General features: G+C 67.3%; 17 protein-coding genes. 5 read left to right on the top strand and 12 right to left on the bottom strand.

From position 1 onward, the window contains the following. Position 1: 1 nt before the first annotated feature. Positions 2–442, top strand: coding sequence for a YtoQ family protein (locus tag ACFWGD_RS04640; protein ID WP_377777398.1), 441 nt, complete (start codon positions 2–4; stop codon positions 440–442). A 21-nt stretch (positions 443–463) separates the two neighbouring features. On the opposite strand, the gene ACFWGD_RS04635 is transcribed toward ACFWGD_RS04640, so the two are convergent. From ACFWGD_RS04635 to ACFWGD_RS04625, 3 genes are all read right to left on the bottom strand, one after another. After that, on the bottom strand, positions 464–1,357 hold the full coding sequence (locus ACFWGD_RS04635) for a CPBP family intramembrane glutamic endopeptidase (protein ID WP_377777397.1): 894 nt from the start codon (positions 1,355–1,357) through the stop codon (positions 464–466). Positions 1,358–1,429: 72 nt separating this feature from the next. Further along, complete coding sequence (gene arfB / locus ACFWGD_RS04630; RefSeq protein ID WP_377777395.1) at positions 1,430–1,873, bottom strand: alternative ribosome rescue aminoacyl-tRNA hydrolase ArfB; 444 nt, start codon at positions 1,871–1,873, stop codon at positions 1,430–1,432. Positions 1,874–1,895: 22 nt separating this feature from the next. Then, entirely contained in the window at positions 1,896–3,269 is a 1,374-nt protein-coding gene (locus ACFWGD_RS04625; protein WP_377777394.1) for a serine hydrolase domain-containing protein, read from the bottom strand. 361 nt (positions 3,270–3,630) lie between these two features. Here ACFWGD_RS04625 and ACFWGD_RS04620 point away from each other — a divergent pair, with 361 nt between their 5' ends. Then, complete coding sequence (locus ACFWGD_RS04620) at positions 3,631–4,404, top strand: VOC family protein (RefSeq protein WP_377777393.1); 774 nt, start codon at positions 3,631–3,633, stop codon at positions 4,402–4,404. 13 nt (positions 4,405–4,417) lie between these two features. On the opposite strand, the gene ACFWGD_RS04615 is transcribed toward ACFWGD_RS04620, so the two are convergent. Then, positions 4,418–5,230 (bottom strand): alpha/beta fold hydrolase, encoded by an 813-nt coding sequence (locus ACFWGD_RS04615; protein ID WP_377777391.1) that lies wholly within the window; start codon positions 5,228–5,230, stop codon positions 4,418–4,420. A gap of 100 nt (positions 5,231–5,330) precedes the next feature. Here ACFWGD_RS04615 and ACFWGD_RS04610 point away from each other — a divergent pair, with 100 nt between their 5' ends. Together ACFWGD_RS04610 and ACFWGD_RS04605 are read left to right on the top strand one after the other, a co-directional pair. Next, positions 5,331–7,121, top strand: coding sequence for a GNAT family N-acetyltransferase (locus ACFWGD_RS04610; RefSeq protein WP_377777389.1), 1,791 nt, complete (start codon positions 5,331–5,333; stop codon positions 7,119–7,121). 90 nt (positions 7,122–7,211) lie between these two features. Then, complete coding sequence (locus ACFWGD_RS04605) at positions 7,212–7,583, top strand: zinc ribbon domain-containing protein YjdM (RefSeq protein WP_377777487.1); 372 nt, start codon at positions 7,212–7,214, stop codon at positions 7,581–7,583. 33 nt (positions 7,584–7,616) lie between these two features. Here the strand turns inward: ACFWGD_RS04605 and ACFWGD_RS04600 are convergent, their stop codons facing one another. The 6 genes from ACFWGD_RS04600 to ACFWGD_RS04575 all read right to left on the bottom strand — a co-directional run bounded on the left by ACFWGD_RS04600 (position 7,617) and on the right by ACFWGD_RS04575 (position 14,717). Next, positions 7,617–8,042: a VOC family protein gene (locus ACFWGD_RS04600; RefSeq protein WP_377777388.1), complete on the bottom strand. Its 426-nt coding sequence runs from the start codon at positions 8,040–8,042 to the stop codon at positions 7,617–7,619. Between the two features lie 111 nt (positions 8,043–8,153). Continuing rightward, positions 8,154–8,789, bottom strand: a complete 636-nt coding sequence (locus tag ACFWGD_RS04595; protein ID WP_377777386.1) for a hypothetical protein — start codon at positions 8,787–8,789, stop codon at positions 8,154–8,156. 27 nt (positions 8,790–8,816) lie between these two features. Beyond that, on the bottom strand, positions 8,817–10,007 hold the full coding sequence (locus ACFWGD_RS04590) for an McrC family protein (protein WP_377777385.1): 1,191 nt from the start codon (positions 10,005–10,007) through the stop codon (positions 8,817–8,819). Between the two features lie 5 nt (positions 10,008–10,012). Beyond that, positions 10,013–12,760 carry an AAA family ATPase gene (locus ACFWGD_RS04585; RefSeq protein ID WP_377777384.1) on the bottom strand — a complete coding sequence of 916 codons (2,748 nt, stop codon included), beginning with the start codon at positions 12,758–12,760 and terminating at the stop codon, positions 10,013–10,015. Positions 12,761–12,939: 179 nt separating this feature from the next. Beyond that, entirely contained in the window at positions 12,940–13,632 is a 693-nt protein-coding gene (locus tag ACFWGD_RS04580) for a type 1 glutamine amidotransferase domain-containing protein (protein ID WP_377777383.1), read from the bottom strand. Further along, positions 13,629–14,717, bottom strand: a complete 1,089-nt coding sequence (locus ACFWGD_RS04575; protein WP_377777382.1) for a tocopherol cyclase family protein — start codon at positions 14,715–14,717, stop codon at positions 13,629–13,631. The genes ACFWGD_RS04580 and ACFWGD_RS04575 overlap by 4 nt, the downstream gene beginning before the upstream one ends. 125 nt (positions 14,718–14,842) lie before the next feature. On the opposite strand from ACFWGD_RS04575, the gene ACFWGD_RS04570 reads away from it, so the two are divergent. Beyond that, entirely contained in the window at positions 14,843–15,196 is a 354-nt protein-coding gene (locus ACFWGD_RS04570; RefSeq protein ID WP_377777381.1) for a helix-turn-helix domain-containing protein, read from the top strand. A gap of 33 nt (positions 15,197–15,229) precedes the next feature. Here the strand turns inward: ACFWGD_RS04570 and ACFWGD_RS04565 are convergent, their stop codons facing one another. Together ACFWGD_RS04565 and ACFWGD_RS04560 are read right to left on the bottom strand one after the other, a co-directional pair. Further along, entirely contained in the window at positions 15,230–15,859 is a 630-nt protein-coding gene (locus ACFWGD_RS04565) for a hypothetical protein (RefSeq protein ID WP_377777380.1), read from the bottom strand. Between the two features lie 67 nt (positions 15,860–15,926). Beyond that, positions 15,927–16,538, bottom strand: a complete 612-nt coding sequence (locus ACFWGD_RS04560) for an NAD(P)-dependent oxidoreductase (protein WP_377777379.1) — start codon at positions 16,536–16,538, stop codon at positions 15,927–15,929. Positions 16,539–16,554 lie beyond the last annotated feature (16 nt).

The raw sequence follows: 16,554 nt of genomic DNA, 5'->3' as shown, positions 1-16,554 counted from the left end.
TGTGAGCTTCAACGTCTACCTGTCCGGCGAGATCCACACCGACTGGCGCGAGGAGATCCGGCGCGGTGCCGAGGCCGCCGGCCTCGACGTCGTGTTCACCGCCCCGGTGACCGATCACCCGGCCAGCGACGCCGCCGGCGACCACCTGGGCGAGGCGCCCGCCGGGTTCTGGCGCGACCACCAGTCGTCGAAGGTCAACTCAATTCGCACGCGGACGCTCATCGCGAAGGCGGACCTGGTCGTCGTGCGTTTCGGCGACCAGTACAAGCAGTGGAATGCGGCGTTCGACGCCGGTTACTGCGCCGCGCTGGACAAGCCCTACGTGACGCTTCACGACGAATCGATCGTCCACCCGCTCAAGGAAGTCGACGCCGCCGCGCAGGCGTGGTGCACGACCACCGGGCAGGTCGTGGAGATCCTGCGCTACGTGCTCGAGGCGTAGTCGGGGGTCAGTGGTCGGGGGCTAGTGGGCGCGTTCGGTGGAACGGCGCGCGATGACCACGACGACGAAGCAGATGAGGGCGGCGAAGCCGAGCTGAATGGCCAGGTGGAGCATGCTGGCCGCGACGTCGGACTGGTTGCCCAGGAGATCCTCGCCGCGCAGCACGCCGAAGGCCAGCGAGATGACGTTGTTGGCCACGTGCACGCCGATCGCGGCTTCGATGCCGGCGAAACGCCACGCCAGCCACGCGAACAGCAGGGCGAAGAGGACGTAGGACACGCCCGTGGCGACGTCGGAGGTGGCGTGGGCGGCGGCGAAGCCCGCGGAGAACACGAACGCGACGATCCAGAACTTCTTCGTCGACCACCCGAGCTTGCCCAGCACCGTCTGGATGGCGAAGCCGCGGAACAGCACCTCCTCGGCGGAAGCCTGCAGCGGCACGAGCAGGACGATCGCCACCAGTGCCAGAGCCACGGGGCCGGTGACGGACCCGAAGGACTGGCCCTTGAGCACCGTGATGATCGCCGCCGACGCCGCGAAGCCGATCAGGCCCACGAGCAGCGAGGATCCCAGCAGGCCCCAGCGGATGCGGCGCGTGTGCGAAATGAGGTCGCCGAAGCGCATGCCGAACATGAAACGGGCGACGCCGATCACCGCGAGCCACCACGACGCGACCGGGAGAGTGAGGTGGAGGATCTGCCCGGCGGTCGAGTTCGCGCGGCCCGACTCGTCGATGGGGGCGACGGCGGCGGCGATGAGCCCGCCGATCACCGACAGCAGGGCGATGGCAACCGCCAGCACGACGAATGCGGCGATGATGCGGCCCCACCCGTACCCCTCGCGCGTGCTGCCGGGGCGCGTGAAGAACTGCGCGCGGGAGTCATTACCGATGCCTTTAGTCTTGATCTTTTCCACGAATCCATGGTAAACGCTCGGCGGCGATTCAGCAGCGAAACGGATCTACGGGGGCGGGTGACGGCGTCCGAATCAGGAGTCGCTGGGCCTGCGCCTCTGCGACTTCAGCTCCGACCGCCGCTTCTTCGCGGCCAGCCGGCGCCGGACCGAACCGCGCGTCGGCTTCGTTTTCCGCCGCGGCGGCGGGGGAGGGGCCAGCGCGTCGCGCAGCAGTGCGGCCATCCGCTCGCGCGCCTCGGCCCGATTCCGGATCTGCGACCGCTGCGTGGACACGCTGACCATGAGCACCGTGCCATCCAGGCGGCTGTCGAGGTTGCGGAGGATGCGGCGGCGCTGGGCGTCGTCAAGCACCCCGACCTCGGCGATGTCCACCGACAGCTGGACCTTGCTGTCCGTGGTGTTGACACCCTGGCCGCCGGGGCCCGACGAGCGCGCGAAACGCTCCGTCAGGTCGGCCGCGGCGATGACGAGACCACCGGGGACGCCCGGTCCGGGGGCGATGGTCAGGTCGTTCATGGGAACCAGTCTATTCGGCGGCTCAGTCGGCGGGAGTCTGGCGGCCAACGGACGTCGGCGACGCGGGGTGCCTGCGACGACGGCCCCGTACCGACATGACGGCGGCGATGAGCATGGCGACGGGAATCGCGGCGGCGGCGATGACGATGCCCGGTTCCCACAGCCAGAAGTAACGCAGCGGCACGCCCATCAGCAGGGGCGCGGCGATGAGCGCGGCGGCCGTCACCGCGACCGCGCCAATGACCCACGTCCGGGCCCGCACCGCGCGGCGGCCGAGCCAGCCCAGGACCAGCGCCAGCAGCGCCAGTCCGAGCAGTGCCGCGGGCACGATGACCGCCATGCCCCCGACCCCGGACGCCTCATCCTCGGAACCGGTGCCGGCGGGCGGGGCGGTGTTTCCCCCGAATGCGGAGGCCGTCAACGCGGCGAGCACTTCTTCGTGCAGGTAGCCGGAGGCGTTGAGCAGTACGACGGCACCGTCGCCCGACTCCGGGTCGAGGTAGATCGCAGAGAAATACCCCGGCACGGTTCCGGTGTGCCACACGGTTGTCGGGCCCGTCTCCGGAGCCGAGATGCGCCAGCCCTGCCCGTAAAGCTGGTGCGGGGCCGACGTCGGTTGGGTGCCCTCGAGCCGTGCCGCCGCGGCGACGGACGAATCCAGCTGGGACACCGCGAACTCGGCGAGGTCGCCGATGGAGCCGCAGGCGTATCCGTAGGCTGCGCCGGCGCCGTCGTAACCGCCGTCCATCGGCCACGCGAAGGGTCCGGCGAGCCGGTGCCCCCGCGGCACGCCGGCGCATTCCCCGGATGACGCCCCGACATCCATTGCGCCCGGCGTGGCCGCGACCGCGTCCTGGTAGGTGCCGCCCGTCGCCCCTTCGATGACGGCCTGCAGGACCAGGTACCCGAGGCTCGAGTAGTGGTGCTCTCCTGGCCGTCCGCCGGTGGAGGCGATGGAATCGGCGACGCCGGGGTCCGCGAGAATCTCCGACGCCGTGGCTTCGGGGCGGTCGACGTCGAGAAGCTCGGCCCCGAACCCCAGTCCCGCCGTGTGGTCGAGCAGGGACCCGACCGGCGCATCCGGCGCGCCGTCCGCATACGTGCTGGCCGGAGCGTCGAGATTCAGCGTCCCCTCGTCCGCAAGGCGCTTGACGACGGCCGCCGCAACCGGTTTGGACACCGAGCCCCACAGGAACGGCGTGGCGCCGTTGACGGGGTTTCCATTGCCGTCGTGGCCGAAGATCTCGGTGCGGGTGACGGTGCCATCGTCGATGTGAGCGACGGCACCGCCGGGGATCCCGAGTCGATCGGCCCGTGTCGCAAATGCCGAGTCGGCGGGCGCGGCGGTGGCGGCCGGCACCGGGGCAAATGCGATCGCCAGCAGGGCGATGAGCATGGATGCGAATGGTTTCTGAGGTGAATGGGCCCTCATGCGGCGCAGTGTACGCACGATACGGGTGCCCGACACGGCTACCGCGATCGCGCGCGATGGCTATGTGGGCGCCGCGAATGACGGGCGGTGCGTCTGACGGTGCGACTGGTCGCGGTGGCCCACATGGCGGCGAAGCGGCCGCACGCTAACCCACCTCGAATGTCCTAACCCACCCGTTAAAACAGGCCTTTTTCGCAATTCGAGGTGGGTTAGCAGCGAAGGGGCCGACGGTGAAGAGGGTGATTCCGCCCCCTGACCCGACCGGGAATCCGTTGGTATCCTCGCGCACACCCCGGCCCCGGGGCTTTTCGGAGGAAGGAACCTCATGAGCATCGACAATGGCACCCCTATCTGGGTCGACCTGGGCACCACCGACCTGGACGCGGCGATGAACTTCTACCGTGAAATCTTCGGCTGGAACTTCACCACCACCGGCGAGGAATTCGGCAACTACCAAATGGTCGACGTCGGGGTCCCCGTCGGTGGCGCGGCGCTGAACTTGAACGAGCAGGGCGAGTTGGACCCGTCGATGCCCGCCTGGTTCACCATTTACCTCAAGGTCGAGGACATGGATGCGGCGCTGGCCGGCGTCACGCAGCATGGCGGCACGGTCTTCGTCCCCCCGATGCAAATCGGCGACATGGGGTACATGGCTATCGTCTCGGCTCCGTCCGGGGCGGCCTTCGGCCTGTGGCAGCCGGAGTCCTTCGAGGGATTCGACACCTCGGGCCGACCCGGGACTGCCGTGTGGTTCGACTCGATGAGCACGTCCTTCGACGCCGACGCGGCGTTCTACCGCGAGGTGTTCGGATGGGAGAACGCCACCGAGGAACAGGCTGGGGCGCCGTACGTCACCAACGCCCCCGGCGATGGTGCCCGTGCCGGCTTGATGAACGCTGCGGGCATTTTGCCCGAGGGCGTGCCGTCGCACTGGCAGGTCAGCTTCGCCGTCGAAGACGCCGACGCGACCGTCGCAAAGGTCCTCGAACTCGGCGGCACCACGATGATGGAGGCCCAGGATTCCCCGCACGGCCGCTACGCCGTGGTCGCGGACCCACAGGGAGCGCCCTTCGGAATCGTCGAGCTCGGACAGGGCTGATCCGGCCCGCACGTCACTGCCGTTCGGTGGCCTCTCCGATGGCCGTGACGTCGTCAAGCAAGATCCCGGGCCACCGATCGACCTCCGCCCGCGTCGACGCGACGTGCAACACGGAGTTCGGCAGCAGCTTCGCCAGCGCCTGCGCCGTGGTCAACGGGTGGGCGGGGTCCTCGGTCCACGCCAGCAGCGTCGTCGGGGCATCGATGGTGGTCAGGGCCCTCTGGGCGGGCAGGTCGCTCATCGCGGCGCCGCGGAACACCCACGGCATCAACGCCGGGGCCACGTGCGGCCGGGTCGGCGGATTGCCCGCGATGGCCGGCGGGTCGATGTGGTCGCGCTCGATAGCCAGCAGCGCATCCACGCCGTGCTTCTCGACGAGATCCGCCGTCCGCTCATAATCCGCCGCCTTCGCAATGCGCGATGCCCACGCCGTCGGCGGGGCCATCAGCGTGAAGCCGGCGAAGCGCCCCGGGTCGAGCAACGCGGCGTGGAGCATCGTCGCGCAGCCCATCGACGGGCCGACGCCGTGGACGCGCTCGCCGGGGAACCATTCGTCGAGGAGCAGGAGCAGGTCCTCCGCCAGGTTCGGCCAGCGGTAATCCTCCGCGACGGGTCGGCCCGTCGACTCGCCATGGCCGCGGGCGTCGTAGCGCAGCAACCGCGTGCCGTGCAGGCCACGGCCCAAATCGAGGTTGAGCAGACGGTCACGGGCCCGGCTCGACGTCAGCCCGTGGAGCTGGACGACGGGATGGCCGCCCTCGTCGCTGAACTCGGTGGCCAACTCGGCTCCGGGCACCGAAAACCGGCCGTTCGTCGATGGGTCCACTGATCTGCTCCATTTCCTGCACGTTTCGGAATTGTATCCATTAAATGTCGTAATCGCATTTGTTCCCATGGGTGCGCAATTGCGTCGTAGGGTGAAATGCGTGAGATTAACTAATGTAGCGCACCTCGGGCTTACCTTTGGTCGACTTGCCGGATACGACGTCCGCGTTTCCCGCACCGGCCGCGAATTGCCGATCTCATTCGACCAGCGCCGCCACGTCGCCCACGGCGACCGGCCGGGATCGTGGATGGCCATCGCCTTCACGCTGCCCACCGTGGTCGATCCCGCGCGCCTCGCGGCGGCGTGGCTGGCCGTCGTCGAGCGCCACGGCGCCCTGAAAACCGTGTTCGTGCAGGGGGAATCCGGCGATGAGGATGACTTCGCGCTCGAGGAGATCGAGGTGGCCCCCGGCGGCTGGGTCGACCACGACGTCGCACCCGGGGAAGCGATGAACGAGGCGCTGCGCCGCGTGCTCGATGACCATTGCACGCCATTTTCGGCGCCGTCGCATCGATTGTGCGCAATTCACGCGGTGTCGGAAACGACGGTGATCATCGGCGTGGACCATTCGCATACGGACATGTGGTCGATGTTGGTCATCCTCCGCGATCTGCTCGGCGCATTGGGGGAGGCCACCGGTGACCGGGTCCCAGAATTGGCGGGTGTGCCCGCATTCGCCGAACACACCGAGGGGATGCGCACCCGCCGCCCGGCACCGGAGGAGGTCCGCCGCCGGTGGGCGGAGGTCCTCGGCGCCAGCGGCGGCGGCATGCCCAGGTTCCCGCTGCCGTTGGGCGTCCCCGGTCCGCATGTCGAGCGGGTGGAGGTCCGCGACGTTCTCGACGTCGACGATGCCGCGGCATTTTCCGCCCAGGCCCGCGGGGACGGGGTGTCGTCGCTGTCCACGGTCGTCGCGGCGATGACGGCGGTGACCCGCGAGCTGGCGGGCGCGCCGCTGCGGGCGGTGTTCCCGGTGCACAGCAGGTACGACCGGACGTGGCATGACTCGGTGGGGTGGTTCATCACGAACTCGGTGCTGGAGTCGGGCGATCCCGAGCCGAAGGCCTGCGCGGCGGCGGTCAAGGAGGCGGTGCGCCTGGGATCGTGGCCGCTGGAGGACATCGTCGAGCCGTGGGGCGGGCTGCCGGATTCGCCGGGCATGTTCGCCATTTCATGGCTGGACCTGCGCCGGCTGCCCGTTCGCGTCGATTCGATCGGCCTGGGCGCCCAGTACGTCGGGGCCAGCGTGCGCCCGGACGGGGTGATGCTGTGGTTCATCCTCGATGAGACGGGCCTGCACCTGCGGTGCCGCTACCCGGACACCGCCGAGGCCCGGGCGAGCGTCGGCGGCTGGCTCGACGCGCTGGTCCGCGACATCCGGTGCCGCGCTCATGAATCGGTCGGCGGCCTGCTGCGGGTCGCGGGCCGGTCCTTCCGCGTGCAGCGCGCGGACCGGTCCGACATCGCCGGCATCGTCGCGTTGCTCTCCGACGACGAGCCCGTCGCCGCACGCGAGTCCCGCGCCCGGGACGACGACGGGCAGGCGGCCCACGAGACCGCATTCGATGCGGTGTCGCGCGATTCCGGGCAGTACCTGGCGGTGGTCAAGGATGAGGTCGGGGCGACGGTGGGCACCATGCAGCTGTCGATCCTGCCGGGACTGTCGCGCAATGGCGCGACCAGGCTGCAGGTCCAGGGTGTGCGCGTGGCGCCGGAAACCACGGGCATGGGACTGGGCTCGGCGATGATCGAATGGGCCCACGAGCATGGCCGGGCCAGGGGAGCGACGCTGGCGGAGGTGACCACGGACCGTTCCCGGGTCCGCGATCAGGCGTTTTACGAGCGCCTCGGCTACGGCGCCAGCCACGTCGGATTCAAGAGGACTCTGTAGGTCCGCCGACGGTTGGGGCGGATGAAAGCGCAGGTAGGATCGTCGTCAAGCAACCTGCCCGAACCCGCCCCCACCAGCCCCGGAGCCACCATGACCGACGACGCCGCCCAGATCCCGCCCTGCCCCGAGTGCGGCAGCGAGTACACCTACGAGTCCGGCTCGTCGGTGATCTGCCCCATGTGCGGGCACGAGTGGGTGCCGGGCGAGGCCGAAGCCGCCGAGGCCGCCGCAGCCGCCTCGGCGTCGGTGGTCAAGGACGCCGTGGGCAACGTGCTGTCCGACGGCGACGACGTCTCCGTGGTCAAGTCCCTCAAGGTCAAGGGCGGCGGGGCGATCAAGATCGGCACCAAGGTCACCGGCATCCGCCTGCTGGCCGACCCCGTCGACGGCCACGACATCGACGCCAAGGTCCCCGGGGCGGGGCAGATGTACCTGAAGTCGAGCGTGGTCAAGAAGCTGTAGGTGCTTGCTTGACGACGGGTCGGCGCCGGCAGATCAGGAGCGTTCCGGCTCCACGTTGAACGCCCACATGATGCCGAACTTGTCGAAGACCTGGCCGTAGTGCGCGCCCCACGGGGCCTGCTCGAACGGCATGTTGACCTTCCCGCCGGCGGCGACGAGCGCGTCGATCTTGGCCTTCGCGTCGTCGACGTCGTCGAACTCGTAGAGCAGCGAGTAGATCGAGCCCTGGATCACGTACTCCTCGCCGGGCATGCCGTCGCCGCCGGTGATGGTGCCGCCGGGCAGATCGAGCTTGGCGTGGGCGACCAGGTTGGGGTCGGGTTCGAAGGGCATGCCCTCCATGGGCGGGGTGTCGCCGTACTTCATCAGGTTCAGGTCACCGCCGAAAACCTCGTGGTAGTGGGCGAATGCCTCGGCGGCGTTGCCGGGAAAAGCGATGTAGGTGGACAGATTGGCCATGATCGGCTCCTTGCTTCCGTGCTTCCGTACCGCTGGGATTGTGCTGCCCGGGATGCACGCCGAGTGGCGCGCCCCGAGTGGCGCGCCTCACATTATGCGCCCATCTCCGGCTCAGAGAAAGCCCCGGCGCGCACAATCCATCGCGCCGTCGAGGAACCTCGCGACGTCCCCGCGCCGTGTTCCCTTCATGTTCGGGATCCGTATCGAGGACATCGGGCGTTCGCCGCCGAGTAACGCCCGGCTGCGTCCGGGATCCAGCACATTCTTCGCGTGCGGCGGCAGCAGCGCGGCCCGCCGGCTGCCGTGCTCGGTGAAGGGGAGGACCAGGGTGAGGGAGCGGCCTTCGTCGTAAAGCGACTGTTCCATCCGCGAAGTCGTCGGCGCGACGTCGGTCCACGGGATCGGCCCGACGCCGCCGATGGTGAGGCCACTGCGGTCGATGACCCAGTGCGATTCGCGCGAAACGAGGCTGACGCGGGCCAGCGTGCCCGCGATGAGCAGACCGAAGCCGGTGACCCCGAACGCCGCGAGCCCGATCTCCGCGGCACCGGTGAGCACGAGGATCACGCCGGCCACTGAAATCAGCAGCGCGACGCCCGCGATCCCCGCCGCGATCCAGCGCAGCTCGAGTCTGACCGGCTCGAGGATCACGGTGCCGTTGGCACGCAGCTCCCGCCACAGGTCATCGGGCGTTCGGGAGGCGGTCGCCGGGGACGGGCCGCCCCTTCCCGGGACATGGTCGGCCATGGTGATCCTCGTGGGTCGGGCGGGTGCTCAGGCGCGGGCGGGAATGCGGGTCATGGCCACCACTATGTCATCGGCGAGCAGATGGATCTGACGATCGACGTCGTCGGGTGATCCGGTGAGGTCAAGCGCCCTGACAGTGAGCCGTTTATCCGTGTTGTGGACCGGGACCGTGCGCCGGGAGCCGCCCGCATCGGAGCTGCAGTAGATCAGCATTCCTTCCGGAAGGTCCAAGGAAGTCACGTACGCGAGCAGCTGGTAATAGTCCTGGCTCCGGGCGCGGGCGTCGGAGGCGATCTTGTACTTGACGTCGGCGACGAACCGGGGCGTCCCGTCGGGGGAGGCGAAGACGAGATCCGGTTGCATCGAGATTTGTCGATGGACGCCCAGGTGGTGAGTGGGTTCACTCCTTACCGTCGCCTTTCCGCGCAGCGCGCGACTAAGTCGTTCCGTGATGAACCGCTGGAAGAGATCGTTCATGTCGACCATGAACGACTGGGCCCTGGTGGTGCCGTGAACGTCGGCAAGCGAAAGATTGGCCAGAATGAGCCGGGCGAGTCGAAGCGCGGGCTCGTAATGCCGATTGAGTCGCGTCAACTGGATGGCGTCGATGTCACCGGCACCCACGACCACGTCACGCGATTCCTCCAGAGCCGTCAGTTGATGCATGAGCAGACGTCGGATTTCTGGACGCAGCCGCGGCATCCGCAGCGCGATGCGGATCGCAGCCTTCAATGCCCGGTTCTCCGGAGTGTCCTGCGAGTACTCGTCGAAAGTGCAGGCGAGCGGGGAAAGGACGCCGCCTCGTCGGAACTGCCCCGTCACGTCCATCCGGCCACGTAAAGCGATCAATTCGTCGTCGCGGGCTTCGTAGGCGCGCACGATACCGCGCCCGAGTGCGGTTTCCACTGTTCTCGAGAAAAAGGCGATGACGGATGGAAGCAGGTCAGAAGTTGCGCCATAGTCGAAGAGCTCCCGCCGCCACGCATGCGGGGGAAGTCCCGGTTCCAGCAACAGGAAGAGATTCTCCGGATTGGTCTTCGGGCGGATCAGGAGCTCGATATCGTCCGCGGCCAGTGAACCGACGAAAGACGACGTCGCCACCCGCCACCGGTCGCCGGCAAGCGGGCTGACGGTGACGTACCCGGTCTTCTGCAGGGCTTCCGCTTGGCGACGGGTGAGGTCGAGGTCAACCGCTGAGTGTTCGGGGATAACGACCATGTCGCTCAGCCGTCTTCGAGCGGAGTGGTGGAACCCTCCGCGACTGATTCTCGGGCGATGTCCTCGAAGCGGGCCCACACCTGGTCGAATTGGAAACGGGCGATCAGCTCGGAATCGCCGAAGAACTGGTCTTCGATGAACGGTTCGATGTTGTATTCCCAGATTCTGCGCAAAGAATGCTGGTCGAGGCCCGGCTTCATGAAATGGCTCGCCCCCAACTGCAGGTGGGGACCGCCGAGTTCCCGTTCGAGTTCATCGTTGACGTGGCCGACGAGTTCACCTACCCATGCCGGTTCCCCATGTCGTTCCAACCACTTTTTCAGCAGACCCGCCATCTTGCCGTGATTCGGGAAGAACGGGACGAAGTGGAATCGCCGGCGCAATGCGGCGTCGACGAGCGCGATGGACCGATCCGCAGTGTTCATGGTGCCGATGAACCACACGTTTTTCGGCAGCACGAAGGGATCATCCGGTCGATACAGGGTGCGGACCGGGGTGCCCCGGTACTCCAGAAGGAAGAGCAATTCGCCGAGGACCTTTGGCAGATTCGCCCTGTTGATCTCGTCGATGATCATGACGTGGCGCAGCCGGGACGCATCGGCGGCTCGTGCCGCCAGGTCCGCGAGCGGCCCTTGCTTGAGCCGGTATGACATTGCTCCGTGTACGTCGGTCTCCGGGCGATATCCCTCGAAGAAATCCTCGTACGAAGTCGAAGGATGGAACTGCACGATTGGCCGTCGTTCCGGATCCGGTGCCAGCGCGGCTGCGAGCTTGCGGGCGAAATACGTCTTGCCGGTGCCTGGCGGACCGTAGAAAACGACCTGCCCCTTGTCTTCCAATAGCGCCACTATGTCGTCGATGAACTCGCGGTCGACGAGGAGCTCCTCCGCGACATTGTCGAGCGGATCGGATTCGATATCGGACGGTTCGACCGTGCCGCGTTCGGTCAGCCAATAGAGGAAGGAGCCCATTCCCCAGGGATCGCCGGGGAAGTGGCGATCGAGCCTTTCTCTCAACATGTCGTTGGATTTCACCTGGAGCTCGCCCCGCGAGGAAACCTCGGGGGCGTTGAGCCCAAGTTCGCGAAGCATTTTCAGTTTTCCCTTGGGGCCCGTGTATGGGTAGACGGTAATGAACCGGTCCGGATGGGAGATCGCGAGCAATTTCATGATCACCGATTCGCCGAGGCCCCGAACCCTCAGTTCGTCATCTTCGAGAAGCCGGTCGATTCGGGCTTCGACGGGTCCGTCGCCCCAGCAGAGGTAGGAAATGCTGGACAGGATTCGCGTGTACTCGGACTCGTCGGCATCGCGGATGCTGGTGTTGAGAACGGACATCGGACCAGTTGATCCGTAGCGCTGTGAGTTCCAGATTCGCCGGAGCTCCGCTGCTCCGATGACCGGCAATTCCTCTCGTTCGATGAGTCTGGCGAAGTCACGGAGATCGGCCCGGTGTTGTTCGTCGTCTTCGGTCGGGTACCGCTCCGCGGTGAACTCGGCGACGAGTTCGCCGAGATCGTCATCCTCGTCCCGGTCATCGGCCTCTCCGAGCATCGTGGCCATCAGCGGCGTGACGTCACTCGCAGTTCGTGCCAATTCCTCGGGAAGGTTCAATGTCGAGAAATCATGGCGATCGAACCAACGCCCGTAGAGGACTTCGCCGGTGCCTCCGCCGACGAAGCCACGGTCCTGGCCGACGCCCGTGCGTCCACCCGCGATGACCTCATACCCCTCCACCGGCTGGGAACCGATGATGCTCACGGCTTCCTCCGTTGCTCCCGCATCCCCATGCGCGTAGGGCCGCAGGCCGATGGCGAGCCCATGTTCATTGAGCCATGCGCGGACCGAAAGCCCGTATGTACCGGGAACTTTCCAGTCGACCCACATGTCACCGCGAGGCCGCTCCTTGTGCCACATGACCGGGGGTTTGCTGGCCTTGAGCGTCCGATTCGCGGCCTTGGAGACATCCGCTTCCAGCGCAGAACCGAGGTGGGCGGCGACGTTGACCAACGCCTGAGCGTTGCAACGGAATTGCCGTGGATCCACGTTTTCGGTGAGCTCCTTGATGCGCCACGCCGCGCGGTCGCACAGCGATTCATCGAGAATGGGCGGTTCCGTGTCTGCCCACCACGCGGCGGTCTCCTCGAACCGGACCACATCACCATCGATCTCCGTGGCGAAGCGGTGGAGCTCCAAGTACCGATCACCTTGGTCGTCGTAGCTCGGGATTCCGGTGCAGTAGTCCACGTATTTCGTCGAGTTCGGCCATGCCACCGGCCACGTCTGCGGTTGGTCCAATCCCCAGTAGTACGACGCGACGAAGGGGGCGCGCGCCGGGCTCGGGTGCGATCCGAGCTTGATCGAATCCAGGTAATCCGCGAGCACCCGGACTTTTCGAGCCGCATCCTCGGCATCTGCCGGGGCAGTCAATGCGTCGAGCAGAACCGTGACGGCGGCGTCGGGTTCGGGGCTCAGTTTGACGATCTGATTGATGATCATCTGGCCGGCGGCCCCCGCGAACCCGGACTTGAAACTCCGGATCCAACGATCTGTGTCGGATTGGAATGCCGAAAGGTCTCGGGTCCTGCGCAGCTTCTCCAGGAACTCACGTGCCTCCGCTGCGTGGGGCGTCATATTCTCTGCCCGCCAACCGCGCCGAAAACCCTCGCTCTCATGCGCAGCTCGAATATGGGCCCGATGCCATCGCCGGATCAATTCCAATTCATGCTGGTGCAACTGGATGCGATCGGTCATGGCTCTCCTCTGGATTCTGGTCGTCACGGCACGGCTCTTTCGATGAAGCCATGTTGCCGAACGGTCAGGTCGCTGGATTGTGCATTGGCATCCAGTATGTAGAGGTTCCGCGTCCGATGTATTTTTCTGCGGCTAGGAGGACGCGTCTCCGTTCCGGGGCGTCCCGTCGAGGATCGTCGTCAGGCTCCCAGCACCTCGACGATCTTCTCCGCCGTCTTCTTCGCCGACGTCGGGTTCTGCCCGGTGATCAGCGTGCCGTCGGCGACCACGTGCGGGCCGAAGGGGATCGGGTTCTTCCCGTACTCCGCGCCGCGGGCCTTGATCTCGGCCTCGACGTCGTAGGGCACGAGCTTTGCGACGCCCGCCGCCACCTCTTCCCGCCAGGAAAACCCGGTCACCGCGCGGCCATCGACGAGGTGGGTGCCATCGGACAGCGTCACGTCCAGCAGCCCGCAGTAGCCGTGGCACACCGCGCCGACGACGCCGCCGCGCTCGAAGATCTCCCGTGTCAGCCGCTGGAGGCCGGCGCTGCCCTGGAAGTCGAACATGACGCCGTGGCCGCCGGTGAAGTAAATCGCGTCGAAATCGGCGGCGTCGAGGTCGTCGGCACGCGCCGTGTCGCCGAACAGCGCCATGCGCGACGGATCCCCGTGCCACGCCTTTGCGGACGCGTCGTAGAACGGGAACTTCAGGGATTTCGGCTCCAGCGGCACGAACCCGCCGGCCGGGCTGGCCAGGGTCTGCTCGAATCCGTGCTTTTCGAAGACCTCCCAGGCATGGGTGAGCTCCGACAGCCACAGCCCGGTGGGGACGTCCGGGTCGGTGTCGTAGCGGTCGACGTTGGTGGCGACGTGGAGAATTCGCGTGGTCATCGGGTACTCCCAGGATTGTCGGGGTCGGGTGTCGTGGCCGGAGGGGCGTGGGTCAGGGTGTCGTCCAGTCCGCGGCGGCGAAGCTCGGCGCGGGCACGGTCCAGGCCGCCGTGCTCGAGCGCGGCCAGGGAGGTGGTGCCGGTCCAGGCGTGCTTGCCGAACCGCGACACCGTGACCTTAAGATCGCCCACGAGGTGCTCGAGGTCGCCGGGGGTGTTGCGGTGCTCGCTGGGCAGCGGCACCGGAAGCACGAAGGCCTGGTCCAGGGGAGCCGACGCCTCGACCTCGATGCGCCAGCCGAACCCCCGGCCGGACAACGTCCACTCCTCGTCCGCGGTGGTCGTGGTCACGGGACTGACGACGGGATCGCCGAGGCGGATGACGCGACCGTCGGGAAGCATGACCACCAGGGCCGTCACCTCCACCTTCAGCGGCCCGGACGTGACCAGCCCACCGGCGAACGCCAGCGACGCGCCGGGCTCGTCGAAGCCCTGCGCCTGGCCCCACCACCAGGAATCCGGAAAGCCCTCGCGGCCCCAGTTCTTCTCCGAGTAGACCTGGGCACCGTCGAACTCCCAGGTCTCGCCGCCGATGGTCGCGGTGCCCGACGCGCGGCCGCCCGGCAGCCACGGGTGCCAGTACTGGTTGAGCGCCGGGATGGTCTGGAAGACGCTCGAGCCACCGGCGATCTTGTGCGGCCAGGGGGCGAGATCGTGGAACGTCACGTCGAGACGGGCGTCCTCGCCGAGGTCGACGTGGAGCTCGCGGTCGTTGCCCTCGAAGGCGGGGCGGTCGCCGTTCGAGGCGGAAAATCCGCCCCGGACCCCGAGGCCGTCCGGGTCCGTCCAGGAACCGTCGAGGGCCTCGGTGCGCACGAACCCGTTGGGCCACGATGCCAGGCCGATCGTCGACCACGTGCCGTCCGGCCCCTTGTTCGCGCCGCACAGGGCGATGACCACGCGGCCGGTGTCCGGGTCGGTGATCCGCCAGAAGTAGCCCTCCATCGACACGCCGCGGTGCGCGCGCCTGGGATCGCCGAATAGGGGGTCGGCTCCGGTGGAACGGTATCGGCGCATGAGGGACATGCCGCCAGTGAACCAGATTTATGAGGTGCTGGGGAGTGGCGGTCAGTGACCCGGGTCTTGACGGTAGAACCTGTGGGTTCTAGCCTGCGGGCAAGTGGGACGCTGCTCTCCCCTCGGAGCATCGGATGACCGATATGCGGCTCATCTTCGGACCTTGGAAGGGAATGATTGACATGGCGATGTCCTTGGAGGACTTTCTTGCGCAGCACCCCGTGGACCGCAAGGCCGTGGAGACTGAGAAGAAGCTGGCGCTCGCGCGAGTTCGCGCATACCGACTCCGAGAGATCCGCAATGCCACCGGCCTAACCCAAGCCGCGGTGGCCGAGCGCATCGGCGTCTCGCAGAGGCAAGTGTCGAAGATCGAGTGCGGCGAGCTGGACAACTCGAAGATTTCGACCGTGCGGTCGTACGTCGAAGCGATCGGCGGTGAACTCACTCTCGAGGTGATCTCCGGGGATTCGAGCGTGGCACTCGCATAGGGCCATCGCGGCAATGGTGCCAATCCCCGACGATCAATGATGGGGACCGCGGGGTGAATCCGATCCGAATTCCCGGTGAGCACGTTCCAACAGTTCATGGAGGGCTTTCGGGCCGCCCGCGAAGCGTCGCAAAGCAATCGTGCCCGGAGCCGACAATTTTTCGTTGAGCGACTGCAATCCGCCCATCATCGGGGACAAGCTGGCGCGATAGCGGGCATGGACCTCGGGACGTAGATGCATGAATACCGTGTACTGGCCCTTCGTGTGCCAACGGCCGCCGGTGTACTGGGCGGAAAAGCCTTCGATGTCGCGCCATGAGGTCGCGGAGGTCGTGAGTCGCTCGCCCTTTTTCATGCGGTGTTCGGCCATGCCGTGCCAGGTCAGCGTCAACACCGCGCGCCAGCGCATCTGGATGAGAATTGCGGGGATGCCGAGGACCCCGAAAAACAAGACCGAGACCAGCCCGATCCACGATTCCGGGAGGCTCGCGACCTCGGACCAGGAGTCGGAGTAAACAATGGCGCCGTACACCATCCCTGCGCCGACGATGGTGAACATCAGGGCGAGCACAAGCATGAGCAGGAAATGGCGCATGGACTGCGGGATGTCCACGCGGCCGGTGGTCCGCAGCTGGCGGTAGCGATCCTCGGCGGCTTTCCTCATGGCGACAGGGTACGTGCGGGAAGCGGCGGGTCAGGTGCGGCGTGCCGCGGCGATGGAAGCGCCCGCGTCAGCTGGACACGCCCAGTGCCTTGCCGATCGTCGCGTCGTCGCCGAGGACCCCGAGGATGCAGGCGGCGAGGTCGGCGCGGGGGATCTGGCCCGACAGCGTGCCCTCGTCGGACACTTCGAGCGCGCGCCACGTGCCGGTGGCGGGCTTGTCCTTCAGGCCGGTCGGGCGCACGACGGTCCAGTCCAGGTCCGAGGCGAAGACCGCGGCCTCCTGCTCGTCGTGGTCAGCCAGGGGTTTGGCCAGCACGGCCTTCATCAGCACCCGCAGCGGGGCGGGGAGCTGGGAGGCGGAATCGCCCGCGCCCAGCGACGACTGCACCACCAGGCGGCGCACCCCGGCCTCCTCCATCGCGGAGATGACCGCGCGGGTGACCTTCGCCCGCTGATTGTCCACGCCCTTCGCCCCGCCGACGGTGACCACGACGGCATCGGCGCCGGTCAGCGCCTCGCGCAGCACCTCGGGGTCGGCGGCATCGCCGGTGACGATCCGCGCGCCGGCCGGGGCCGTGCCGCTGCGGGAGACCACCGTGACGTCGTGGTCGGCGTCGGTGGCGACGGTGACCAAGTGGGCCCCGGTGCCCTTCGAGCCGCCGATGATGGTGATGTTCACGCCGTGGTCCTCCATG

The sequence above is a fragment of the Corynebacterium sp. NPDC060344 genome (genome assembly GCF_042725215.1).
Taxonomy (GTDB): Bacteria; Actinomycetota; Actinomycetes; order Mycobacteriales; family Mycobacteriaceae; genus Corynebacterium.
This window is presented reverse-complemented; position numbering and strand designations above follow the sequence as displayed.

Coding starts and splice junctions, on each gene's coding strand:
- ACFWGD_RS04575 (WP_377777382.1), bottom strand. CDS start 14,717: ATGTCCCTCATGCGCCGATACCGTTCCACCGGAGCCGACCCCCTATTC.
- ACFWGD_RS04580 (WP_377777383.1), bottom strand. CDS start 13,632: ATGACCACGCGAATTCTCCACGTCGCCACCAACGTCGACCGCTACGAC.
- ACFWGD_RS04595 (WP_377777386.1), bottom strand. CDS start 8,789: ATGGCCGACCATGTCCCGGGAAGGGGCGGCCCGTCCCCGGCGACCGCC.
- ACFWGD_RS04585 (WP_377777384.1), bottom strand. CDS start 12,760: ATGACCGATCGCATCCAGTTGCACCAGCATGAATTGGAATTGATCCGG.
- ACFWGD_RS04625 (WP_377777394.1), bottom strand. CDS start 3,269: ATGCTCATCGCCCTGCTGGCGATCGCATTTGCCCCGGTGCCGGCCGCC.
- ACFWGD_RS04570 (WP_377777381.1), top strand. CDS start 14,843: ATGACCGATATGCGGCTCATCTTCGGACCTTGGAAGGGAATGATTGAC.
- ACFWGD_RS04605 (WP_377777487.1), top strand. CDS start 7,212: ATGACCGACGACGCCGCCCAGATCCCGCCCTGCCCCGAGTGCGGCAGC.
- arfB (WP_377777395.1), bottom strand. CDS start 1,873: ATGAACGACCTGACCATCGCCCCCGGACCGGGCGTCCCCGGTGGTCTC.
- ACFWGD_RS04590 (WP_377777385.1), bottom strand. CDS start 10,007: ATGGTCGTTATCCCCGAACACTCAGCGGTTGACCTCGACCTCACCCGT.
- ACFWGD_RS04565 (WP_377777380.1), bottom strand. CDS start 15,859: ATGAGGAAAGCCGCCGAGGATCGCTACCGCCAGCTGCGGACCACCGGC.
- ACFWGD_RS04600 (WP_377777388.1), bottom strand. CDS start 8,042: ATGGCCAATCTGTCCACCTACATCGCTTTTCCCGGCAACGCCGCCGAG.
- ACFWGD_RS04620 (WP_377777393.1), top strand. CDS start 3,631: ATGAGCATCGACAATGGCACCCCTATCTGGGTCGACCTGGGCACCACC.